Genomic DNA, 21,545 nt, shown 5'->3' with positions numbered 1-21,545 from the left:
GACTTCAGGCTGCAGCGAATTCATCCGCCTTGTAGCGATAGGTGGTCGAGCAGAACTCGCAGGTGACAGCGATCTCGCCGTCTTCCTCGCTTGCCTCGATCTCCTCAGCGCTGAAGCCCGAGAGGATGCCCTTGATCTTGTCGCGCGAACAGCTGCAGCGGTCGAACACCGGGTGCGGCGCGTAAACCCGGACGCCGCGCTCGTGGAAAAGGCGGAACAACAGACGCTCGATCGCAACCCGCGGGTCGGTCAGCTCGTCGGTGTCGATCGTTTCCACCAGCGTGCGGGCTTCGGCCCAGGAATCGTCCTCGGCGAATTCGAAATCGCGCTCATCGCCGTCGCCGCCATGCAGGTCCGGCTGCCGCATGCGCTCGGGTGCCTGCGGCAGGAACTGCGCGACCAGCCCGCCTGCCCGCCAGTTGTGACGCGGCTTGCCATCGGCATCGCGATCGAAGAGCTCGGCAACACCGAGGCGCACCCTGGTCGGGATCTGCTCCGACTGGCGGAAATAGACACCGGCGATCTCCTCCAGCGATGAGCCGTCCATCGGCACGATGCCTTGATAAGGCTGCATGCCGCGACCCTGGTCGATGGTGAAGGCCAGTACGCCGTGCCCCAGGAGATCGGCCGGTGAAGTCTTGCCTTCCGTGACGGCGGCCGCCAGTGCCTCCTCGTCGTAGCGGGCGTAGGCACGAAGACTGTCGGGCGTCGAGAAATCAGCGACCAGCAGATCGACGGGACCGTCGCCCTTGGTCTGCACCGTGAATTTGCCGTCGAATTTCAGCGATGTGCCGAGCAGGGCCGTCAGGACGATCGCCTCGGCAAGCAGCCGCGCGACGGGGCCTGGATATTCGTGGCGGCTAAGGATGGAGTTGAGCAGCGGCCCGAGCTGGACCGCCCGGCCACGCACGTCGAGACCGTCCACCTGGAAGGGAACGACCCGGTCGTCTCCGGCAAAGTCGAGTTCGTTGAGTTCCACAGTCGCTTCCGCCATGACTTCACTCCTTCGCGCCGACCCAAAAACCTTTACACAAGCGCCAGCCCGAGCGGAACCGCCGGCCGGAGGAAAAGACGTCGACGATGTGTGTTGAAACGCCAGTCCAGAAGACGGCGTATTGTTGAAAGCCGACAGATGGGGGATAGCGGGGCGGAAATCAAGGTTCTATCGCCGCCGCTTTCCGCATCCGCCTCGTCCGGGACTTGCGTTCAGACCGCGCCGAAGCACCAGGCGAGAATGGATTTCTGCGCGTGCAGGCGGTTCTCAGCCTCGTCGAAGACCACCGACTGCGGGCCATCGATGACCTCGTCGGTGACTTCCTCGCCGCGATGGGCCGGCAGGCAGTGCATGAACAGCGCCTCTTTGTCGGCCCGCTTCATCAGGTCGGCATTGACCTGGAAGGGCTGGAAGACGTTGTGGCCGCGCGCCTTGTGCTCCTGGTTCATCGAAACCCAGGTGTCGGTGACGACGCAATCGGCGCCGGCAACCGCCTTTTCGGCGTCATGACAAAGCATGATGTTGCCACCGTTGTTGCGCGCCCAGTTGAGGAACTTGTCGGCGGGTTCCGACCCCATCGGCACCGCCATGTTCATCCGATAGCCGAAACGGGCAGCACCTTCCACGAAGGAATGCAGCACATTGTTGCCGTCGCCGGTCCAGGCGACCGTCTTGCCGGCGATCGGCCCGCGATGCTCCTCGAAGGTCATGATATCGGCCATGATCTGGCAGGGATGCGTGTCGTCGGTCAGGGCATTTATGACCGGTACGGTCGCGTGTTCGGCAAGCTCCAGCATACGGGCGTGGTCCGTGGTGCGGATCATGATGGCGTCGACGTAACGCGACAGAACCTTGGCGGTGTCGCCGATCGTCTCGGCGCGGCCGAGCTGCATTTCAGTGCCCGACAGGAACAGCGTTTCGCCGCCGAGCTGGCGCATGCCGACATCGAAGGATACGCGGGTGCGGGTGGAAGGTTTTTCAAAGATCATCGCCAGCATCTTGCCGGCGAGCGGCTTTTCCGCCGTGCCGGCCTTGGTGGCCTGCTTGCGGGTCTTCGCGTCGTCGAGAATGCTGCGCAGATCAGCCGGGGAAACGGCGGAAAGATCGAGGAAATGCTTGGGAGATGCCATGTGATGTTCCCTGTGAAGTGGGAAACCTACAACGGCATCCCCCTTTTTGCCCGCTCAGGCCGATTTCTTCATTTCCGAGGCGGAGAGCTTTTCCGCCGCTTTCTCGATGCGGGAAAGACCCTCGCGGGCTTCCTCCGCTGTGACTGTGAGCGGTGGCAGGAGACGCACCACGTTGTCACCGGCCGGAACGGCCAGCATATGTTCGCCGCGCATGGCGGCAACCAGGTCGCCCGCCGGCACCTTTGCCTTCACGCCGAGCAGCAGGCCTTCGCCGCGGATGTCCTCGATGACGTTGGGGAAGCGATCCTTGAGGCTGGCTAGCCCCTGCCGCAAGACCAACGTGACGTCGCGGACATTTTCCAGGAAGCCGTCCCCCAGGATCACGTCGAGCACGGCATTGCCGACCGCCATGGCCAGCGGGTTGCCGCCGTAGGTGGTGCCGTGGGTGCCGGCTGTCATACCGGACGCGGCTTCCGCCGTGGCAAGGCAGGCCCCGAGCGGGAACCCGCCGCCGATGCCCTTGGCGAGCGCCATGATGTCGGGCGAAACGCCCGTCCATTCATAGGCGAACAGTTTGCCGGTGCGGCCGACGCCGGTCTGGACCTCGTCGAAGATCAACAGCAGGCCGTTGTCGTCGCAGATCTGCCGCAACGCAGCCAGGAATTCCTTTGGAACCGGCCGGATGCCGCCCTCGCCCTGGATCGGCTCGATGAGGATCGCTGCGGTCGCATCGGTGATCGCAGCCTTCAGAGCATCCATATCGCCGAACGGCACCTGATCGAAGCCTTCAACCTTGGGGCCGAAACCTTCGAGATATTTCGCCTGGCCGCCGGCAGCGATGGTCGCCAACGTCCGGCCATGGAAGGCGCCCTCGAAGGTGACGATGTGGAAGCGTTCCGGATGGCCCTTCACGAACTGGTAGCGGCGCGCGGTCTTGATGGCGCATTCGAGCGCCTCCGCACCGGAATTGGTGAAGAACACCTTATCCGCGAAAGAGTTGTCGGCGAGGCGGCGCGACAGCGTCTCCTGGCCGGGCTGCTCGAAGAGGTTGGATGTGTGCCAGACCTTATCGGCCTGTGCCTTCAGTGCGCCGACGAGGTGCGGATGGCCGTAACCGAGTGAGTTGACGGCGATGCCCGCGCCGAAGTCGAGATATCGCTCTCCACTTTCCGTCACAAGCCATACGCCCTCGCCGCGTTCAAAACGCAGCGGAGCCCGGGCAAACGTGTCGAAAAGCGCGGCTTCAGCCATGGCGACATCACTCCTCTAGGCAGTCAAAAAAGGCCGACAAAACCGGCCAGAAAAACCAAAAATGCCGCCCACTGGGCGGCGGAGGCACTATCGTGGTTTAGGCCGTCAATGTCAACAAAGCTCGGTGTTTTAGGCGTGTTACGACCGGAAACCGACAGGTGCTGGCTTCTGTGACAAAAAAGACTCTCCATCACAGCAAGTTGGGGAAAACCACGAAATCGAATCCCGCAGATTCCTCCGACTCTTGCCACGGAGTCAGCCTCACACTAGGTTAAAGATCAATTACTAGACTGCATGCGGCGGAACTAGTCACCTCAAGCATAGATATAGTGGGTGCTGTGAAATGATTTTCGCAGTAAAGGTGGACGGATTCTGCATGCCAGCGGCGTTCAAAGGCGGAGAACGGGCATGAACTGGACAGACGAGCGTGTCGAGAAGCTCAAAAGATTGTGGTCGGAGGGCCTGAGTGCCAGCCAGATCGCTGCACAACTGGGAGGCGTAAGCCGCAATGCCGTGATCGGCAAGGTGCATCGCCTCTGCCTGCCGGGCCGCGCGAAAGCCGGCGGTACGGTTGCGACCGGCCGCGCATCGGCTGCCAAGCGGACGACATCGGCGCCGCGGGCTCCGAACTATGCGTCGCGCGTCACGACCCGGACCGTTACCCGCGCCGTCGGCGCGACGATGGTCAAGGAAGAGATCGAGATCGAACCCTACCAGGAGATGGAATATCGTCCTGCTTCCAACGTGGTGGTGCCGATCTCCCGTCGCCTTGCATTGACGGAACTCACCGAGCGCACCTGCAAGTGGCCGGTCGGCGACCCGCTCAAGGAAGACTTCCACTTCTGCGGCTGTGAATCCCCGGATGCATCGCCCTATTGCGGTTATCACGCAAAGCTCGCCTACCAGCCGGTCAACGAGCGCCGCAAGGTTGCCGCTCGGGTCTGAGCGGCGGCGCGACACGAGGGCGAAATCGAAGGCGGGCTCAAGGCCCGCTTTTTTGTTGTGCATGGCAGATATGCCGGCCAAGTCTTGCTCCGGATCGGCATTACGCCTATCTAAAAGGCAGCGAGGACGACCTCCCCCATTCGGGCAGAAACTCCGGGACGGCCCGGAAAGCACCCCAGGAGGTCATCATGCGCACGACACGCGACCGTATCCGCCATGCCATCAGCTTCGAACTGATCGGGCTTGCTCTCATCACACCGCTCGGCTCCTTCGCCTTCGGCATGCCGGCCGCCGATATCGGCGTGGTCGGCATCGGCAGCGCGACGATCGCCACCGGCTGGAACTATCTCTACAATCTCGGCTTCGACCACCTGATGCAGCGCTTTACCGGCGGCACGCAGAAAAACACCGCCATACGCGTGGCGCATGCGGTGCTGTTCGAACTTGGACTGCTGATCGCGCTTCTGCCGCTGATCGCCTGGTATCTCGGTATAAGCCTCGTCCATGCGCTGACGATGGACGTGTCGTTCGCAGTCTTCTACGTGGTCTATGCCTTCGTGTTCAACTGGGCCTACGACCGGATCTTTCCGTTGCCGGAATGGCAGCGGCAGACCGAGGCGGCTTAAAGCCGCCTCTCAGGATTCCATTGAATAACCCGCGCCGCGGACGGTGCGGATGACATCCTGCATATTGGAGAAGTTGAGCGCCTTCCTGAGACGCCCGACATGCACGTCGACGGTGCGCTCGTCGACATAGATGTCGTGACCCCAGACGCCGTCCAGAAGCTGCGACCGCGAGAACACGCGGCCGGGCGAGGCCATCAGGAATTCCAGCAGGCGGAACTCGGTCGGGCCAAGGCGCACTTCGCGGCTCTTGCGGTGAACGCGATGAGTTTCCCTGTCGAGTTCGATATCGCCGCAGCGGAGCACGCTGGAGAGCACTTCGGGACGGGCGCGGCGAAGCATCGCCTTGACGCGGGCCATCAGCTCCGGCGTCGAGAAAGGCTTCACCACATAGTCGTCGGCGCCGGTGGCGAGGCCGCGAACACGTTCGCTCTCCTCGCCGCGGGCCGTCAGCATGATGATCGGCAGGCGCTCGGTTTCCGGGCGCATGCGCAGCCGGCGGCAGAGTTCGATGCCGGAAACGCCGGGCAGCATCCAGTCCAGGATCAGGAGGTCGGGTACCCGCTCCTGAAGCCGAATTTCGGCTTCGTCGCCCCGCAAAACGGTATCGACCTCATAACCCTCGGCTTCCAGATTGTAGCGAAGAAGCACGCTCAGCGCTTCTTCGTCTTCTACGACAGCAATTTTCGGCAGCATTCTTGGTCTGCTCCGTCAGTTCTATTCGGTGATCGCGCCGAGCGTGTTCGACGAGTCGTCCTTCGGACGATCGCCTTCCGGCTGGGCACCGGTCGTCATGTAGTAGATGGTCTCGGCGATGTTGGTGGCGTGGTCGCCGATGCGCTCGATGTTCTTGGCGCAGAACAGCAGATGCGTGCAGGTGGTGATGTTGCGCGGATCCTCCATCATGTAGGTGAGGAGCTCGCGGAACAGCGAGGTGTACATCGCGTCGATTTCCTCGTCGCGGCTGCGGATCGCCTCGGCCTTTTCCGCCGAACGCGTCGAGTAAACGTCGAGGACGTCCTTGAGCTGCACGAGGGCGAGGTCGGAGAGATGCTCCAGGCCGCGGGCGAGCTTGCGCGGCACGCCGGTGCCCTGAACCGCGATGACGCGCTTGGCGGTGTTCTTGCCAAGGTCGCCGACGCGCTCCAGATCGGAGGCGATGCGCAACGAACCGACGATCTCGCGAAGGTCGGCTGCAACCGGCTGGCGTCTGGCAATCGTGATGATCGCCTTGTCACCGATCTCACGCTCGGCGTGATCGAGGATCACGTCGTCGGAAATGACCTTCTGGGCGAGTGCGGCGTCGGAATTGACCAGCGCGCGCACGGCGTCCGAGCACATCTGCTCGGCGAGTCCGCCCATTTCAGAAATGCGGCGGCTCAAGTATTTCAGTTCGTCGTCATAAGCCGACAGGATATGGGTCGATGCCATCTTCTAGTCCTCAAAATTGATTTTCAGGCGGCACAGTCGGCTGGGTCAGCCGAAACGGCCCATGATGTAATCCTGGGTGCGCTGGTCGTCGGGATTGGTGAACATCTTGTCGGTGTCGTTCTCCTCGACGAGCTGGCCGAGATGGAACATGGCGGTGCGCTGCGAGACGCGGGCAGCCTGCTGCATCGAGTGCGTCACGATGACGATCGTGTAGTTGGCACGAAGTTCATGGATGAGCTCTTCTACCTTGGCGGTCGCGATCGGATCGAGAGCCGAGCATGGTTCGTCCATGAGGATGACTTCGGGCGACACGGCGATCGCGCGGGCGATGCACAGACGCTGCTGCTGACCGCCGGAGAGACCGGTGCCGGATTCATGCAGGCGATCCTTGACTTCGGTCCAGAGGCCGGCGCGCTGCAGGCTCGCCTCGACGATCTGATCCATGTCGGCCTTATTCTTGGAAAGGCCGTGGATACGCGGACCGTAGGAAATGTTCTCGTAGATGGTCTTCGGGAACGGGTTCGGCTTCTGGAAAACCATGCCGACGCGGGCGCGAAGTTCCACGACGTCGATGTTATTGTCGTAGATATCGTCCGTGTCGAGGGTGATCTTGCCGGTGACGCGGCAATTCTCGATCGTGTCGTTCATGCGGTTGAGGCAGCGCAGGAAGGTGGACTTGCCGCAACCGGAAGGACCGATGAGAGCCGTCACAGTGTTTTCGCGAACGTTGAGGTTCACGTCGAAAAGCGCACGCTTTTCGCCGTAATACACCGAAACGTCCTTGCCGATCATCTTGTGGGAAGCATCGCTCATCTTTTGGTCCAGCGCCTTTTCAACTGCCGATTCTGACATCATATTCATTGTCATACTCCTTCTACCAGCGCCGCTCGAAGCGACGCCGCAAGAGAATTGCGCCAACATTCATTAGGATGAGGAACAGGAGCAGGATGATGATTGCTCCCGAGGTACGCTCGACGAACGCGCGCTCAGCTTCGTTCGCCCACATGTAAATCTGGACCGGCAGCGCCGTCGACGGGTCGAGCGGCGTGGTCGGATAGTTGGCAACGAAAGCCACCATGCCGATCAGGAGCAGCGGTGCGGTTTCGCCGAGTGCGTGGGCCAGGCCGATGATGGTGCCGGTCAGGATGCCCGGCATGGCAAGCGGCAGGACATGGTGGAAGATCGTCTGCATCTTCGAGGCGCCGAGCCCGAGGGCGGCGGCGCGGATCGATGGCGGCACGGCCTTCAAGGCGGCGCGGGTCGCGATGATGATCGTCGGCAGCGTCATGAGGGTGAGCACCAGACCGCCGACGAAGGAGGCCGAGCGCGGCAGGCCCATGAAGTTGACGAACACCGCCAGACCGAGCAGACCGTAGACGATAGAGGGAACGGCCGCTAGATTGTTGATGTTCACCTCGATCAGATCGGTGAACTTGTTCTTCGGGGCAAATTCCTCGAGATAGATCGAAGCGGCGACGCCGATCGGCAGCGCCAGGACAAGCACGATCAGCATCATGTAGAACGAGCCGATGAGTGCGACGCCGACACCGGCTGCTTCCGGACGGCTCGATGCGCCGTTGACGAAAATGCCGCCGTTGAAGTGCTTGGCAAGGGCTCCGCTGTCGGAGAGCTTTGTCATCCAGCCGAGCTGCTGGTCGTTGATCTTGCGGTTCTCCTGGCTGACATCGAGGTCGATCTGGCCCTTGTAGGCCGAGTCGATATCGCCGGAAGCAAGCAGTCTTACCGTCTGCGTCGTGCCGATGATCGCCGGATTGGCGATGACCAGGTCACGCAGCTGAACGCGGACACCATCCGACAGCATCTGGCCGACTGCGCGGGCGGCGACACGGTCGTCGACGCTGACGTTGAGCAGCTTGGCGAGAGCGTTGCGGGCGACGACCGGATAGTTGGCCGTCATCAGCTTCTGAGGATTGGTGGCACGTTCGTTCTGCGGGTCGATGATCTGCTGCGAGAACTCGACCGGCATCGTGATCATGGTCTGCTGGAAGGCTGTGTACCCCTTGGAGACCACCGACCACAGGAGAAGCATCAGGAAGATGATGCCGAAGGAAAGCGCGGCGATGCCATAGGCACGGAAGCGACGCTCGGCGGCATAACGGCGCTTGATGCCGATATCGCGACGGACGGACTTGGCCTTGGAGATGCCGGCGGCGGGAGAAACCACATCGGTCATTCGTACTGCTCCCGGTATTTGCGCACGATATAAAGCGCGTAGATGTTGAGGCAAAGCGTGATGGCGAAAAGCGTGATGCCCAGCGCGAAGGCAACCAGGGTCTGCGGCGAGGTGAACTCAAGGTCACCCGTCAGCTGGTTGACGATCTTGACGGTCACGGTCGTCATCGGCTCGAAGGGGTTGATCTGCAGGCGGGCGGCAACACCGGCCGCAAGCACGACGATCATGGTCTCGCCGACAGCGCGCGATGCGGTCATCAGGAGTGCACCGACGATGCCCGGCAGAGCGGCCGGCAAGACGACCTTCTTGATGGTTTCCGAACGGGTGGCGCCGAGGCCGAGCGAGCCGTCACGCAGGGCACGCGGCACCGCCGTGATGATATCGTCAGACAGCGAGGAGACGTAGGGGATCAGCATGATACCCATGACGAAGCCGGCCGTCAGAACGCTCTGTGCCTGAATGAAGTTGGCATAGTCACCGGTAACGAGGCCGTTCAGCTGCGAAGAGATATCGCGGAGGAACGGTCCGACCGTGGTCAGGGCGAAGAAGCCGTAGACGATGGTCGGAATGCCGGCGAGCACTTCGAGCAAGGGCTTGGCAACCGAGCGGACCTTCGGCGATGCGTATTCCGACATGTAGATTGCCGAAAAGAGGCCGATCGGAACCGCGAAGAGCATCGCGACGAAACCGATATAGAGCGTGCCGAGCAGCAGCGGAATGAGACCGAACTGACCTTCGGAGCCGCCAGAACCGGCAGCCGCAAAACGCGGATCCCAAACCGTGCCAAAGAAGAATTCCCAGGCGGGAATAGCGGTGAAGAAGTGGGCCGCTTCAGTCAGCATCGATGCGACGATGCCGACCGTGGTCAGAATGGCGATCGAGGAGGCGACGACGAGGCTGCCGAGAACCACCTTTTCCACCCGGTTGCGGGCGCGGAACCGCGGCGCAATCTGACGATAGGCGAAGAATGCCCCGCCGATGGAAACCGCCAGCACGACCATCGTCATGAGGATGCGGCTGACGAAGGTCATCCTGTTCAGGACAGCGGCGGCCTTGACCATGAAGGGCTGGGGATCGCCCGCAAGCGGAACGCCCTTGGCCCCAAGCGCAGCACGCAGCTCGACCGGATTATTCTCGACGCGGGCAATCTCGTCGCCGGTCAGCGCATTCATGCCTCGGGCGATCGAGGTGATCATGCCGTAGCTCAGGCCCTGCTCGGCCTGCGATTGGGTTTTCACCTCCTCGGGAAACGCACCGCGGACCGAGGAGCTGATATAGATCGGGCTGGCGACCAGCCAGACAAAGAGAATGACGACGGCCGGCAGGATCGCCCAGACAGCGACAAAAGAACCGTAATATCCAGGCCGTGAATGAAGTTTGGAGGAAATCCCTCCGACCAGCGCCATTGAATATCGGGCACCGGTGACGTAACCGGCTATGCCGATTATTGCCAAAATCAATAATATTAGTGATGTGTTCATCATAATCCCCCGGCGTACCGCCTTCGGCGGCAACCCATCACCGCCCAGCTCCGTTCATCGGAACCGATCGCATTCGCCATCGCGCCCTGCGCAACACCATCGCCACAAAACCGACGATTCCGCCGATGCAAAAGCCATCGATCGGAAGAGAAAACGGCGCCGCCAAAAGCGGCGCCGGTCTTTGGATTACATGGCCTTGCCGGCGGCAAAGTCCTTGCGGGCCTGTTCGCGCTGTGCGTCAGGAGCAGCAACCAGGCCGTACTCGATGAGCGGCGAGTCAGGGCCGATCATGTCGTCGGAAAGGAAGAACTCGACGTATTCCTTGAGGCCCGGAACGACGCCCAGGTGAGCCTTCTTCACGTAGAAGAACAGCGGACGGGAAACCGGGTAGGTGCCGTCGGCGATGGTGGCCGAGGTCGGCTTGATGCCGCGCATGGTGGCGACCTTCAGCTTGTCGGCGTTGTTTTCGTAGAAAGCGAGGCCGAATACGCCGACGCCGGTCTTGTTGGCAGCGATACGAGCGAGCGTCTCGGTGTAGTCGCCGTCGATGTCCACGGCAACGCCGTCCTTGCGAACAGCAACGCAGGCCTTGGCCTGGGCAGCCTTGTCAGCGATTTCCTTGGCGATGACGTCGGTTGCGCCGGCATCCTTGCAGCCTGCGGCCAGAACGTTCAGTTCGAAAACTTCGCGGGTGCCGTGCTTTTCGCCCGGGATGTAGGCAGCGATCGGGCCCTTCGGAAGCGTCGGGTTGATGTCCGACCAGTTCTTGTAGGGGTTGGCAACAAGCTTGCCATCAACAACGACCTGAGCAGCGAGAGCCTTGTAGAGGTCCTTCGGCTCCAACTTCATGTCGCCGTTGCTGCTGGCGGTCGCGAAAACGATACCGTCGTAACCGATGCGGATTTCCTGGATGTCGGTGACGCCAGCTGCCTTGCAGGCTTCGGCTTCAGACTTGTTGATCGGGCGCGAAGCGTTTGCAACGTCGATCGTGGCTTCGCCAACGCCCTTGCAGAATTCCTTAAGGCCGGCGCCGGTGCCGCCCGACTCGACGATCGGGGTCTTGAACTTCGGGAAGGCTTCACCAAAAGATTCGGCGACGATCTTCGCATAGGGAAGAACAGTGGAAGAACCGGCAACCTGGACCTGGTCGCGTGCAGCGGCAGCGCCGGCAAACGCAACGGAGGCCACCAAGGCAGCTGCAGAGAGTTTAAGGATGTTCATGAGGAATCTCCCGTCATGGGCTTGTGTGAATGCGGACGGCGCTGGCTCTCGCTCTCGCCAACGCTCGGCCCGCTTGTCTTAGCCGCTGTAGCACCTCTCTTTTATGTCAGTTCGGTGAAACATTTGTGACATATCAACGCATTGATATTTCAACGGAAATTTATTGCACAGCTTTGCAGCGAGAAGTCTTTATGTCAGAATCTGACGGTGAACTCGCTTCCCTTGCCGACTTCCGACTTGACGATCAGACGTGCTCTGTGGCGGGTGAGGATGTGCTTGACGATTGCAAGGCCGAGGCCCGTCCCTTTCTTGGAACGGCTGTCGGCCACGCTGACCCGGTAGAAGCGCTCGGTGAGCCGCGGAACGTGCTCGGCCGGAATGCCCGGCCCCTGATCGACAACGGTCACTTCCACCGGATCGGAGGCGCCGTTGCGCAGATAGACGTCCACGAACTTGCCTTCCTGGCCATATTTGCAGGCGTTCTCGATCAGGTTTTCGAAAACCTGGACGAGCTCGTCGCGATCGCCTAGAACCTCCACCTTACCCTCTGGCAGGTGCATGCGGATTTCTACCCCGAGATCATCGGCGAGTGGCACAAGCGCATCCCGCACATGACCGATCAGCGGCTTCAGGTCGATCGTCTGGTCCGGAGCGATATGGGATTTGAGCTCCAGGCGCGACAGCGACATGAGATCGTCGACAAGGCGGCTCATGCGCGTTGCCTGGTCGAACATGATGGCGAGGAACCGCTCATGCGCGGCCGGATCGGAGCGCGCCGGCCCCTGCAGGGTCTCGATGAACCCTCGCAGCGAGGCAAGCGGGGTGCGCAGTTCATGGCTGGCATTGGCCACGAAATCGGAGCGCATCCGGTCGATGCGGCGCAACTCCGAAATGTCCCTGAATGAGAGGAGATAGAGCTTCTGCACCACGGCTTCCGAGCTTTGCTGCATCGGCTGACCGAGATCGATGGGTGCGATGCGTAGGGTATAGACACGCTCGGAGGGCAGCCGTTCGGAATGCTCGATCTGGTTCGGCTCGTCGGTGGCAATGGTTTCGCGCACCATGTCAAGAATGCCGGGCGACCGCAGCCGGGCCGAAAGATGCGATCCGGGGGAAAGGGTACCAAAGGCCTTCTCGGCCGCCTTGTTCTGGTAGAGGACGGTTATATCGTCGCCCAGCACGAAAGCCGGAATATCGAGCGCACTGAGCGTTGCGGCCACCTGAGGCAGCGGCTGGAAACCAAGCCGCTCTTCCTCGACGATCTCCGGGGCCGGCGGCGGAAGGACGACGGGCTTACGCCCGACAACGACCAGCACCAGCAGCAGCCAGCCGATGAGCACGCCCACCCAATCCATTCCGACTAGAAACGCGATCGTTGCCAGAAGGGTCAGAAGCAGCAACAGCGGTCGCTCCTGCCGAGCCCTCGCAGCAAGCGTGCCCAGACCCCGACGCCATTTCTCCAGTACCGACCCCACAGACAGACTCGCAGCTTTCACAGGTTGAACACGCGCTCATATATCCCCTGCATGACAGATATACATCGCTTCCGAGTGCGCATCGCAAAAATGACGCTATCCGGACTGTAGCGGAATTTCCAACTTGCGTTACATATCGGCTACCGCCCACGCGCGGCGGAACGATCGGAGGAAGCATAATCATGGCGGATGAGACCGAAAGCCGGGCAGTCAGCATCGACATCAACGGCAAGCTCAAGCGGTTCGATATCGACGACCCAGTACTGCCGGCCTGGATCGAAGAACACGCGCTCGGTTCAGGCGGATATCCCCATAACGATAAGCTGGACAAGGACAAATACGCAAAGCAGCTGGAAAAGCTGCAGGTCGAGCTTGTCAAGGTGCAATTCTGGCTGAAGGCGACCGGCAAGCGGATGATGGCGCTGTTCGAGGGGCGCGATGCGGCCGGCAAAGGCGGCACGATCTTTTCGATCAATGCTTATCTCAATCCGCGTTCGGCCCGCGTGGTGGCGCTCAACAAACCGACGGAGACCGAGGCCGGCCAGTGGTATTTCCAGCGCTACATCTCGCATTTCCCGACCTCGGGGGAGATCGTGCTGTTCGACCGCTCCTGGTATAACCGGGCCGGCGTCGAGCCGGTGATGGGCTTCTGCACGCCGCAACAATACAAGGACTTCATGAAGGCGGTGCCGCGCTTCGAAGACACGATTTCCGACGAAGGCATCATCTTCTTCAAATTCTGGCTGGATATCGGCCGCGAGATGCAGCTCAAGCGTTTTCATGACCGGCGCCACGACCCGCTCAAGATCTGGAAACTGTCGCCGATGGATATCGCGGCATTCAACAAGTGGGACGCCTATACCGAGAAGCGCGACGCGATGCTCGAAAAAACCCACAACAAGGAGACGCCGTGGGCCGTCGTGCGGGCCAACGACAAGCGCCGCGCCCGCCTCAACGTCATTCGCCATATCCTGCTGTCGCTCGACTATGAGGGCAAGGACAAGGACGCTGTCGGCGAGATCGACGACAAGATCTTCGGTTTCGGCCCGAAGTTCCTCAGCTAAAGATCATTGCCCCGGCAGGATGCGCACCGAATAAAGCAGCACCGCCCGGTCGGCGCCGTCGATGCCGCTGTTGAAGACCAGGCGGCCGGGCCGGTTGGGCGCGAGCGACCGCTCGAAGGTTACCCGGAAGAGGGCCTCCAGCTTCTCCTGCGTTGCCGTAAAGCGATGACGGCTGCAGCTGCCGAGGCTTCCGAAATCGCAGCGGACCGACAGCTGCGCGGAACTGTCCTGCCCCGATTGCAAGGTCAGCGCCACCGTCGAACTCTTGCCGGCCATTTCGCGCAGCACTTCCGGTGATACTTCGACCGAGACATCGCCGCCCTCGCCTGACGTTACCGATGCGATGCGGACGGCCTGCCCTTCCGAGGCAGCGACCGTCTCGACTTTCGCCTGGCCGCCGGCTTTCATTTCCGCCGCCTTGGAGGGCACGAAGACTTCTACCCATTCATCCGAGAAGCCGCGGCGCGGATCGAAGGCGACCGGGCCTCCCGATCCCTGGCCGGCGACCGAGCGGTCCGCCGACTTCGTGGCTTCCTCGATGATCGATTGCACCAGGCCGGATTGATAGAACCACCAGCAGGCGCCGCCGACCACGCCGAGGGTGATGCCCCAGGTCAGGAGATGCGACAGGAAACCGCGACGCTTTCGCGGTTTGGCGGCCCGCTCCGGGGGGACGTGCAGTCCGCTATCGGATGACGGGCGGGCGTTCCTGTTCGTCCTGCCCGGCTTTGCCGCTTTCGCCTGAGGTGCCGGTTCGAATGGCTCGGCTTCGATCCGCTCGCCGCGCGCGGGGCTGATGCCGCCGAGATCGCCGGGAGACATGGCCGCGGCAGCTGGTGCGCGCGTCCCACCAGAAACGGTATCGACAGGCGGCGCGACAGCTGGCGGCGCCGACCGTTGCTGTGCTTCCGGCCGCGGGCGGGCCTCCATGACCGGAGACTCCACTGCCATCGGTTCTGCGGCATATGGCAGTTCCGGTTCGAGTTCAACGGCGGGACCCGGCACCGGCTCGGCCAGGCGCTCGACTTCGCTCATTTCGATCTCGTGGATCTTCCGCTCCAGAAGTTCATGCTGCTGCATGATGATCAGCCGGTCGGTAACGCCCTGCTTGCGAAGGCCGGCGTCCAGCGCCTGACGCGCCGACTGATAAATACGCGCCCTGATCTCCCGGTCCGCCCGGTTCGAGCGATCCAGTGCGTTCCTGATGGCCGTTTCCAAACCGCTCACTGCCGGTCCTTCTTCATACTCTTACCCACTGCGCGGGAGTTTACGTTTCGGTAACCTCTCCGCCGCGGAACTGCAAGCACCGCATTCGACTGCACCATCGCCAAAAATAAGGACAGGATATGTCGGGAGCCTTTGCCGGGCATCCCGGAGTTCTGCTTCGAAAATCTTTCCACCGGCTTTTCGAGGCCTCCGCGATCTGGTAGACGGATTTACGTTTGCGTAAAGGTCAATCGGGAGGTTCTTGATCCATGCTTCCAGCAGTCCTCAAGGACAGGCTTCGCCTGCCCGTGATCGCGTCGCCCCTGTTCATCATTTCCCATCCGGAACTGACGCTGGCGCAATGCAAGGCCGGCGTCGTCGGCGCCTTCCCGGCGCTCAATGCGCGGCCGGAAAGCCAGCTCGACGAGTGGCTGGCCATGATCACCGAGGACCTCGCCACCTATAACGCCGCCAACCCTGAAAAGCCCGCCGCACCCTTCGCCGTCAACCAGATCGTCCATACGTCCAACAAGCGCCTGGAGCACGACCTGATGATGTGCGTGAAATACAAGGTGCCGATCGTCATCTCCTCGCTGGGCGCCGTGCCGGAGGTAAATGCCGCCGTGCATTCCTATGGCGGCATAGTGCTGCACGACATCATCAACAACCGCCACGCCAATTCGGCGATCCGCAAAGGAGCCGACGGACTGATCGCGGTGGCAGCCGGTGCCGGCGGGCATGCCGGCACGCTGTCGCCTTTCGCACTGGTGCAGGAGATCCGGGAATGGTTCGACGGACCCTTGCTGCTCGCCGGCGCGATCGCCACCGGCGGCGGCATTCTTGCCGCCCAGGCCATGGGCGCCGACATGGCCTATATCGGCTCGCCCTTCATCGCCACGAAGGAGGCGCGCGCCGTCGAGGGCTACAAGCAGATGATCGTCGATTCGAACGCCGCCGACGTCGTCTATTCCAATTATTTCACCGGTATCCACGGCAATTATCTCAAGGGTTCGATCGCCGCCACCGGCATGGATCCGGATGCGCTTCCGGTCGCCGATCCGTCCAAGATGGATTTCGACCAGGCGGTCAGCGGGCCTAAGGCCTGGAAGGAGATCTGGGGCGCCGGCCAGGGCGTCGGCGCGGTCAAGGCGGTGGTTCCGGTCGCGGAACTCGTCGACCGGCTGGAAAACGAATACCGGGCGGCGCGCGAGCGCCTCGCAGTTTAAACTAACGGCCGGATAATAACCGTCTTTCCAGGAAAATCGTCGCGAAGCCAAAAAGCCCGCTTGAAATCGCAGGTCATTGCCTGTATCAGCCGCATCACTCGCAGCCCCGGCTAAACCGGTCGCTGCCCGTGCCGCTTTAGCTCAGGTGGTAGAGCACATCATTCGTAATGATGGGGTCGCAGGTTCGAGTCCTGCAAGCGGCACCACTTATCTTCAAGTTGTTCCATAGCGCCTGCATCGCCGATATCTCCGCGCGAAGGACGGCGCGGGTTTAACCCGCCACGAGGCTCGTCTCGTCGTCGAGGCAATCGCTTTGGAGCTGCATCTGGACGGCGTGCATGAAGAGACCGGCTTGGCGAGAGATTTCCTCGTCTGCCGCGCCCTGGGCTTTGAGAGCCGCAGCAAAACCGGCCATTTCCGATCGCCAGAAACGGTTCGCTTGTTCGCCGTGAAGCCGCAGAAGCGCCTCAGCGCAGCGTTTTACGTCAGCGGAGCGCCGATCGGCGGGGAATTGCAGCAGCGTCATGCCATCTCCATATTGTCGGGCGAATCGCCCAGGGATCGCAGCACATTGGCCGCCAGTCCTTCACAAAGGCTGAACGACTGGAGTTATCTGGTGCGGGGAAGGTGGATGTCGAGGCCACCGCTTTGAAGACGACAACTATCCGATTGCTGTTGCTTACAGTTTCCCCGTTGGGAAAATTACGGGAGTTGGTGTTCGCCACCCTTGCCGTATGGGCATTGCCCGCCTAACTAAAGTTCACACTGCGAGTGCCGAAAGGCTTCGCACGTAAGCGTTAACGTCACTCAACGCGCTGATCGATCGGGCATTGCCGGTTTCGGTCTGCGCGGCTGTGTCCGGCAGGTCGATATCGAAATCCCGTGAAAGGACTTAGATGAACGACCTTACGACCCAAGACCAGATTTCCTCCGCCCCCAAGATCGAGCGCATCCGTCACGAACTCAAGCGTCGTGTACTGACGGTCGAAACCGTCGAGCGCATCACGCCGCAGATGCTGCGCATCACACTGACCAGCGAGGATCTTTCGGATTTCGTCAGCGCTGCGCCGGACGACCACGTCAAGATATTTCTGCCGACAGCTGCCGGTGAACCGGAGCGCCGCGATTATACGCCTCGTCGCTACGATCAGGGGGCCAAGTCCCTGGTGCTCGATTTCGCCGTCCACGATGCCGGTCCTGCCACGCGATGGGCGCTGGATGCCGGACCGGGCAGCACGTTGTCGATCGGCGGTCCGCGTGGGTCGGCCGTCATCTCGGGCGTGAAACGCTGGCTGCTGATCGGCGACGAGACAGCGCTTCCTGCCATGGGCCGCCGTATCGAAGAGGCCGGCGGAGATGCCGTCATCACGAGTATCGGGCTGGTCGCCGGGCCTGAAGAGGAACAGGTCTTCGAGACGCAGGCGTCGCTCGAGACATTCTGGGTGCACCGCCCCCTTTCCCACGCCACGGACGCCTCCGGGCTGATCTCACTACTCGATACGATTGCGCTTGAGCCCGAGACCTTCATCTGGGTCGCCGCCGAAGCTTCGGTTGCCCGGGCGGCTCGAGCCTATCTGGTCGAGAAGCGCGGATATCCGCTCACCTGGATCAAGGCCGCCGGATATTGGGCCGAGGGCAAGGCGGATGCCCACGAGACGATCGGGGACTGAACCAAATGACAAAAGGCCGCGCATCCTGGCTTGGATGGCGCGGCCTTTTCAATGCCCGAAATGGGATTAGCCGTGCTTTCGCGGGGTCATCGGGTCGCTGATCCGGGCCGCCTGGAACGTGTCCGGCAGCTGCGTCAGCTCGATCGCCGAAACGATTCCGGCGCGATTGAAGGGATCGCCTTGCGCAAAAGCTTGCGCCTCTTCGAGGCTCGCGGCCTCCAGGATGCCGAAATTGCCGAGCGCGGAACCGCTCTCATCGACGAGGGCCGAGCCTATCAGGACGGTGGCATGGCCTTCTCCGCCCGACTGGACCCAGGCCCGGTGTGACGGGCGGTGGGTATCGCGAACGGCGTCCTGGCCTTCATGGTGCAGGCAGCGCATCAGGAAAAACATCGGATCAGGCCGCATTTTCCAGCACGACCATGCCGGCGCCGGTCATCGATGCCGGGGCGTGGTAGTGCTTGTGGAGGAGGTTGACGTCGCTGTTCATCGCGGCGCGCATGACGAGCCACATGATCAGCTCGGCGCCTTCGGAGCCGAACTGTTCGACGTAGTCCTCGCGGCTCATGGCGCGGTAGGGTTCCGGATTTTTGGCGATGCCGTCCAGCCAGGCGCGGTCGGCTGCCTGGTTGATAAAGCCGGCACGGGCGCCCTGCAGCTGGTGCGACAGGCCGCCGGTGCCGAGGATGACGACGCGTTCGTCGCCCGGCCAGCTTTCGATCGCTTCGCGCAGGACCTTGCCCATGTCCCAGCAGCGCTGCGGGGTGGGGATCGGATACTGGATGGTGTTGACCCAGATCGGCAGGACCTTCACCGGCCAGGCTTCCGGCCGGCCGAAAAACAGTTCCATCGGCACCTGCAGGCCGTGATCCACCTCGATTTCGCGGCAGACCATCGGGTCGAAATGGCGCTCGACCAGCTTGTCGACAAAATGCCAGGAGAAATCGACCGCTCCTTCGAATGCCGGAATGGCGCGCGGACCCCAACCTTCATCGACGGGACTGTAGGTTTCGGCGACGCCGACAGCGAAGGTCGGCACGCGGTCGAGGAAGAAGGTATTGCCGTGATCGTTGAAGACGACGACGGCGATATCGGGCTTGGCGTCCCGCATCCATCGCTTGCCGACTTCGTAACCGTCGAAAAACGGCTTCCAGTCCGGTGTGTCGCGCAGTCCCTTGTCGAGCGCAGCACCAATCGAGGGAACGTGGCTCGTTCCAAGCCCACCGATGATCTTAGCCATTGCGCTTTTTTCCCAATCTCAGATGCAGGAAGTCTTCGTGTTCCATGCTGGCCTGCGCCGCACCGATCCTGGTGATCGGGGTCGGATCGACCGCCGAGATCTTCAGGATGAAGAACAGGTTGCCACCGAGGCGTACCATCTCGTGCCAGTCGCGGCCCATCACTGCGGACTTCTCGTGGGCGCTCAGGCCGAAACCGTCGAGATAGGCCTCTTCATCGGCCTTGAAGGCGGCGCGGTTGGCGGGCTGGCCAAGCGCCATCGCCATCTTGTTGATCCGGTAGCCGCGGATCGAGCCTGCCCGGTCGAAGAGGGGGGTATCCGGTATCGTAGCTGCTGCTTCACTCATTGGGATTCTCCAAATCTGCGCGCCAGCCATTCGGTGATGGCAGCGGTGGTTTCCACGGGTCGCTCGACGGGAGCGAAATGCCCGGCATTTTCGATGGTGACGAGCTCCGTATCCGGCGCTGCGTCGGCGATTTCCTGATGCTGGGCGATCGGGCTCCAGCCATCCTGGCGAGCGGCGACAAGCAGGACAGGACAACGAAGATCGGCGATATAGGCGCTGGCGTCCGGGCGATCGATGAGGGCGCGAATGTGGCGCTCATGAACCTGCGAACCTGCCCTGAGGACCATGGCGTGGAGGCGTCCGATCAGGTCCTTGTCACCAACCCGGGCAGGGTCGAGCATCGGCGGCAGCCATTGCTGCGCCAGTTCCTCGATACTGCGGTTGCCGAGATCGATCATCTGCTGACGTTTGATCTCCTCGCCTTCGCGCTTGGGATGATGACCGGTATTCGCCAGCACGAGACCACGAATCCGGTCCGACGCCATGCGAGCCATTTCCAGGGCGACGCGGCCTCCCATCGAGTGGCCGACAGCAACGATATCGCCATCCGTCTCCTCGAGAAGCGTTCGAGCCATACCGGTGATCGATGTGCCGTCAGAGAGATCGGCGTGATGAACCGGCATGACGCCAGACGCCGCTTCGGCCAAGGGCGCCCAGACGATGGCGTCCGATACAAGCCCGGGTATGAGAACAAGGGTCGTCATGATCTTCCTATCGGACCAGCCTGTGTGAGGCAGATCGCCCAACCGCAAGCCGAAAATCCTCTGGCGCAATGTATACATGGATTCTATTTGGGATACAATAGTCTGTAAAATAAGCCAATCATGGTCACAATTTACATATTTGGGATACATATCCCCGATATCGCGTGTGCTCAGACGCCAAGACCGCAAAAAAAGGGCGATTGCCGCAGCAATCGCCCCTGTTATCCACGCACTCAATTGGAAGATCAGGCAGTCTCGCCGAGTTCCCGGCGCATGATCTTGGCGCCCTCGACCATCGCCTTCATCTTGCCGAAGGCGACCTCGCGGGGCAGGTATTTCATGCCGCAATCGGGCGCGACGATGATGTTCTTCGCCTCGACGTAAGGCAGCGCCCGGCGGATGCGGGCCGCGACGATTTCCGGAGTCTCGATATTCATGTCCGACAGGTCGATGGCGCCGAGCATTAGCGTCTTGCCGGAAAGGCCGGTCAGCGTCGAGCAATCGAGGTTCGATTGCGCGGTTTCGAGCGACACCTGATGGCAGGAGCAGCCGGAAAGCTGGGTCAGGAAGGAATAGCCTGACGGCCGCTCGTGGATGATGGCCGCATAACCGAAGCAGATATGCACAGCCGTCGTGCCCTGGACGCCGTCGAGCGCGCGGTTGAGCGCCGCGAGACCATACTGTTCCGCCTTCTGTGGCCGGGCCTGCATGTAGGGTTCGTCGATCTGCACCACATCCGCGCCGGCGGCGAAGAGATCCCGGATTTCGGCATTCACCGCGTCGGCGTAGTCGTAGGCGGCCTCCTCTTCCGACTTGTAGAAGTCGTTCTGGGCCTGCTGCGACATGGTGAATGGGCCGGGAACGGTGATCTTGATCTTGCGGTCCGTGTGGCTGCGCAGGAATTTCACGTCCTCGGCCTCGACTGCGTGCTTGCGGCGGATCTTGCCGGTAATGCGCGGAACGGGGTTCGGGTGGCCGGAACGATCGAGCGCCGAGCCCGGATTATCGAGATCAACGCCTTCGAGCGCGGTCGCAAAGCGGTTCGAATAGCTCTCGCGGCGGATCTCGCCATCGGTGATGATGTCGAGGCCAGCCTCCTCCTGAGCCTTGATCGCCATGATCGTCGCGTCGTTCTGTGCTTCGGCGAGGTATTCCTGGGGGATGCGCCAGAGCTCCCTGGCGCGGACGCGGGGCGGGAAACGGCCCGCAAGCTTGGCCCGGTCGATCAGCCATTCCGGCTGCGGATAACTGCCGACGAGTGTCGTTGGAAAAAGCACTGTCTCATCCTCCCATGTGTCAGTGTTGAAAGACGTTATACCTCGACAGACGGCTGTCGTGTCAATA

At 61.7% G+C, this 21,545-nt stretch carries 22 protein-coding genes and 1 tRNA gene; 6 read left to right on the top strand and 17 right to left on the bottom strand.

Features of this window, described 5'->3' with window-relative positions:
• Positions 1-4 precede the first annotated feature (4 nt).
• From RG540_RS00595 to RG540_RS00585, 3 genes are all read right to left on the bottom strand, one after another.
• Positions 5-994, bottom strand: coding sequence for an Hsp33 family molecular chaperone (locus RG540_RS00595; RefSeq protein WP_038583543.1), 990 nt, complete (start codon positions 992-994; stop codon positions 5-7).
• Positions 995-1,206: 212 nt separating this feature from the next.
• A complete protein-coding gene (argF, locus tag RG540_RS00590) occupies positions 1,207-2,124 on the bottom strand; it encodes an ornithine carbamoyltransferase (RefSeq protein WP_038539447.1) in 918 nt (305 codons plus the stop codon).
• Positions 2,125-2,178: 54 nt separating this feature from the next.
• Entirely contained in the window at positions 2,179-3,375 is a 1,197-nt protein-coding gene (locus RG540_RS00585; protein ID WP_038539443.1) for an aspartate aminotransferase family protein, read from the bottom strand.
• 408 nt (positions 3,376-3,783) lie between these two features.
• Here RG540_RS00585 and RG540_RS00580 point away from each other — a divergent pair, with 408 nt between their 5' ends.
• Together RG540_RS00580 and RG540_RS00575 are read left to right on the top strand one after the other, a co-directional pair.
• Positions 3,784-4,320 carry a GcrA family cell cycle regulator gene (locus RG540_RS00580; protein WP_038539440.1) on the top strand — a complete coding sequence of 179 codons (537 nt, stop codon included), beginning with the start codon at positions 3,784-3,786 and terminating at the stop codon, positions 4,318-4,320.
• Positions 4,321-4,508: 188 nt separating this feature from the next.
• A complete protein-coding gene (locus tag RG540_RS00575; RefSeq protein WP_038583541.1) occupies positions 4,509-4,946 on the top strand; it encodes a PACE efflux transporter in 438 nt (145 codons plus the stop codon).
• A 9-nt stretch (positions 4,947-4,955) separates the two neighbouring features.
• Here the strand turns inward: RG540_RS00575 and phoB are convergent, their stop codons facing one another.
• The 7 genes from phoB to phoR all read right to left on the bottom strand — a co-directional run bounded on the left by phoB (position 4,956) and on the right by phoR (position 12,712).
• Complete coding sequence (gene phoB, locus RG540_RS00570; RefSeq protein ID WP_038539434.1) at positions 4,956-5,639, bottom strand: phosphate regulon transcriptional regulator PhoB; 684 nt, start codon at positions 5,637-5,639, stop codon at positions 4,956-4,958.
• A 21-nt stretch (positions 5,640-5,660) separates the two neighbouring features.
• Positions 5,661-6,374: a phosphate signaling complex protein PhoU gene (gene phoU / locus RG540_RS00565; RefSeq protein WP_038539431.1), complete on the bottom strand. Its 714-nt coding sequence runs from the start codon at positions 6,372-6,374 to the stop codon at positions 5,661-5,663.
• Positions 6,375-6,419: 45 nt separating this feature from the next.
• Positions 6,420-7,235: a phosphate ABC transporter ATP-binding protein PstB gene (pstB, locus tag RG540_RS00560; RefSeq protein ID WP_038539427.1), complete on the bottom strand. Its 816-nt coding sequence runs from the start codon at positions 7,233-7,235 to the stop codon at positions 6,420-6,422.
• A 13-nt stretch (positions 7,236-7,248) separates the two neighbouring features.
• The gene (gene pstA / locus RG540_RS00555; RefSeq protein WP_038583538.1) at positions 7,249-8,568 is read right to left on the bottom strand and encodes a phosphate ABC transporter permease PstA; all 1,320 of its coding nucleotides are present in this window, start codon (positions 8,566-8,568) and stop codon (positions 7,249-7,251) included.
• The gene (gene pstC / locus RG540_RS00550) at positions 8,565-10,049 is read right to left on the bottom strand and encodes a phosphate ABC transporter permease subunit PstC (RefSeq protein WP_038592761.1); all 1,485 of its coding nucleotides are present in this window, start codon (positions 10,047-10,049) and stop codon (positions 8,565-8,567) included. The genes pstA and pstC overlap by 4 nt, the downstream gene beginning before the upstream one ends.
• 186 nt (positions 10,050-10,235) lie before the next feature.
• Positions 10,236-11,270: a substrate-binding domain-containing protein gene (locus RG540_RS00545; protein ID WP_038583535.1), complete on the bottom strand. Its 1,035-nt coding sequence runs from the start codon at positions 11,268-11,270 to the stop codon at positions 10,236-10,238.
• A gap of 194 nt (positions 11,271-11,464) precedes the next feature.
• Positions 11,465-12,712 carry a phosphate regulon sensor histidine kinase PhoR gene (gene phoR / locus RG540_RS00540; protein WP_038592758.1) on the bottom strand — a complete coding sequence of 416 codons (1,248 nt, stop codon included), beginning with the start codon at positions 12,710-12,712 and terminating at the stop codon, positions 11,465-11,467.
• A gap of 215 nt (positions 12,713-12,927) precedes the next feature.
• Between phoR and ppk2 the strand changes: the two genes are divergently transcribed.
• Positions 12,928-13,809, top strand: a complete 882-nt coding sequence (gene ppk2, locus RG540_RS00535) for a polyphosphate kinase 2 (protein WP_038583532.1) — start codon at positions 12,928-12,930, stop codon at positions 13,807-13,809.
• Between the two features lie 3 nt (positions 13,810-13,812).
• On the opposite strand, the gene RG540_RS00530 is transcribed toward ppk2, so the two are convergent.
• Complete coding sequence (locus RG540_RS00530) at positions 13,813-15,036, bottom strand: hypothetical protein (RefSeq protein ID WP_038583529.1); 1,224 nt, start codon at positions 15,034-15,036, stop codon at positions 13,813-13,815.
• A gap of 248 nt (positions 15,037-15,284) precedes the next feature.
• Here RG540_RS00530 and RG540_RS00525 point away from each other — a divergent pair, with 248 nt between their 5' ends.
• Together RG540_RS00525 and RG540_RS00520 are read left to right on the top strand one after the other, a co-directional pair.
• Positions 15,285-16,241: an NAD(P)H-dependent flavin oxidoreductase gene (locus RG540_RS00525; RefSeq protein ID WP_038583527.1), complete on the top strand. Its 957-nt coding sequence runs from the start codon at positions 15,285-15,287 to the stop codon at positions 16,239-16,241.
• A 130-nt stretch (positions 16,242-16,371) separates the two neighbouring features.
• Positions 16,372-16,447, top strand: a tRNA-Thr gene (locus RG540_RS00520).
• A gap of 65 nt (positions 16,448-16,512) precedes the next feature.
• Here the strand turns inward: RG540_RS00520 and RG540_RS00515 are convergent.
• On the bottom strand, positions 16,513-16,767 hold the full coding sequence (locus RG540_RS00515; protein ID WP_038583524.1) for a DUF6074 family protein: 255 nt from the start codon (positions 16,765-16,767) through the stop codon (positions 16,513-16,515).
• 370 nt (positions 16,768-17,137) lie between these two features.
• Between RG540_RS00515 and RG540_RS00510 the strand changes: the two genes are divergently transcribed.
• Positions 17,138-17,911, top strand: a complete 774-nt coding sequence (locus RG540_RS00510; RefSeq protein ID WP_038583521.1) for a siderophore-interacting protein — start codon at positions 17,138-17,140, stop codon at positions 17,909-17,911.
• Positions 17,912-17,977: 66 nt separating this feature from the next.
• Here RG540_RS00510 and RG540_RS00505 read toward each other — a convergent pair whose 3' ends face one another.
• The 5 genes from RG540_RS00505 to RG540_RS00485 all read right to left on the bottom strand — a co-directional run bounded on the left by RG540_RS00505 (position 17,978) and on the right by RG540_RS00485 (position 21,478).
• Entirely contained in the window at positions 17,978-18,319 is a 342-nt protein-coding gene (locus RG540_RS00505; RefSeq protein WP_244446599.1) for a YciI family protein, read from the bottom strand.
• Positions 18,309-19,151 (bottom strand): class III extradiol dioxygenase family protein, encoded by an 843-nt coding sequence (locus RG540_RS00500; RefSeq protein WP_038583515.1) that lies wholly within the window; start codon positions 19,149-19,151, stop codon positions 18,309-18,311. The genes RG540_RS00505 and RG540_RS00500 overlap by 11 nt, the downstream gene beginning before the upstream one ends.
• The gene (locus RG540_RS00495) at positions 19,144-19,497 is read right to left on the bottom strand and encodes an extradiol ring-cleavage dioxygenase (protein ID WP_038583513.1); all 354 of its coding nucleotides are present in this window, start codon (positions 19,495-19,497) and stop codon (positions 19,144-19,146) included. The genes RG540_RS00500 and RG540_RS00495 overlap by 8 nt, the downstream gene beginning before the upstream one ends.
• Entirely contained in the window at positions 19,494-20,201 is a 708-nt protein-coding gene (locus RG540_RS00490; protein ID WP_038583510.1) for an alpha/beta fold hydrolase, read from the bottom strand. Before RG540_RS00490 ends, RG540_RS00495 begins: the two co-directional genes overlap by 4 nt.
• Before the next feature lie 245 nt (positions 20,202-20,446).
• Entirely contained in the window at positions 20,447-21,478 is a 1,032-nt protein-coding gene (locus tag RG540_RS00485; RefSeq protein ID WP_038583507.1) for a uroporphyrinogen decarboxylase family protein, read from the bottom strand.
• Positions 21,479-21,545 lie beyond the last annotated feature (67 nt).

Origin of the sequence: Neorhizobium galegae bv. orientalis str. HAMBI 540, assembly GCF_000731315.1 — a bacterium.
Lineage (GTDB): Bacteria > Pseudomonadota > Alphaproteobacteria > Rhizobiales > Rhizobiaceae > Neorhizobium > Neorhizobium galegae.
The sequence above is the reverse complement of the archived record's forward strand: the minus strand, read 5'-3'. Positions and strand labels throughout refer to the sequence as shown.

Coding starts and splice junctions, on each gene's coding strand:
- RG540_RS00490 (WP_038583510.1), bottom strand. CDS start 20,201: ATGACGACCCTTGTTCTCATACCCGGGCTTGTATCGGACGCCATCGTC.
- phoU (WP_038539431.1), bottom strand. CDS start 6,374: ATGGCATCGACCCATATCCTGTCGGCTTATGACGACGAACTGAAATAC.
- ppk2 (WP_038583532.1), top strand. CDS start 12,928: ATGGCGGATGAGACCGAAAGCCGGGCAGTCAGCATCGACATCAACGGC.
- RG540_RS00510 (WP_038583521.1), top strand. CDS start 17,138: ATGAACGACCTTACGACCCAAGACCAGATTTCCTCCGCCCCCAAGATC.
- pstA (WP_038583538.1), bottom strand. CDS start 8,568: ATGACCGATGTGGTTTCTCCCGCCGCCGGCATCTCCAAGGCCAAGTCC.
- pstC (WP_038592761.1), bottom strand. CDS start 10,049: ATGAACACATCACTAATATTATTGATTTTGGCAATAATCGGCATAGCC.
- RG540_RS00525 (WP_038583527.1), top strand. CDS start 15,285: ATGCTTCCAGCAGTCCTCAAGGACAGGCTTCGCCTGCCCGTGATCGCG.
- RG540_RS00505 (WP_244446599.1), bottom strand. CDS start 18,319: ATGCGGCCTGATCCGATGTTTTTCCTGATGCGCTGCCTGCACCATGAA.
- phoB (WP_038539434.1), bottom strand. CDS start 5,639: ATGCTGCCGAAAATTGCTGTCGTAGAAGACGAAGAAGCGCTGAGCGTG.
- argF (WP_038539447.1), bottom strand. CDS start 2,124: ATGGCATCTCCCAAGCATTTCCTCGATCTTTCCGCCGTTTCCCCGGCT.
- RG540_RS00580 (WP_038539440.1), top strand. CDS start 3,784: ATGAACTGGACAGACGAGCGTGTCGAGAAGCTCAAAAGATTGTGGTCG.
- RG540_RS00585 (WP_038539443.1), bottom strand. CDS start 3,375: ATGGCTGAAGCCGCGCTTTTCGACACGTTTGCCCGGGCTCCGCTGCGT.
- RG540_RS00495 (WP_038583513.1), bottom strand. CDS start 19,497: ATGAGTGAAGCAGCAGCTACGATACCGGATACCCCCCTCTTCGACCGG.
- RG540_RS00515 (WP_038583524.1), bottom strand. CDS start 16,767: ATGACGCTGCTGCAATTCCCCGCCGATCGGCGCTCCGCTGACGTAAAA.
- RG540_RS00545 (WP_038583535.1), bottom strand. CDS start 11,270: ATGAACATCCTTAAACTCTCTGCAGCTGCCTTGGTGGCCTCCGTTGCG.
- RG540_RS00500 (WP_038583515.1), bottom strand. CDS start 19,151: ATGGCTAAGATCATCGGTGGGCTTGGAACGAGCCACGTTCCCTCGATT.
- RG540_RS00595 (WP_038583543.1), bottom strand. CDS start 994: ATGGCGGAAGCGACTGTGGAACTCAACGAACTCGACTTTGCCGGAGAC.
- RG540_RS00575 (WP_038583541.1), top strand. CDS start 4,509: ATGCGCACGACACGCGACCGTATCCGCCATGCCATCAGCTTCGAACTG.
- pstB (WP_038539427.1), bottom strand. CDS start 7,235: ATGAATATGATGTCAGAATCGGCAGTTGAAAAGGCGCTGGACCAAAAG.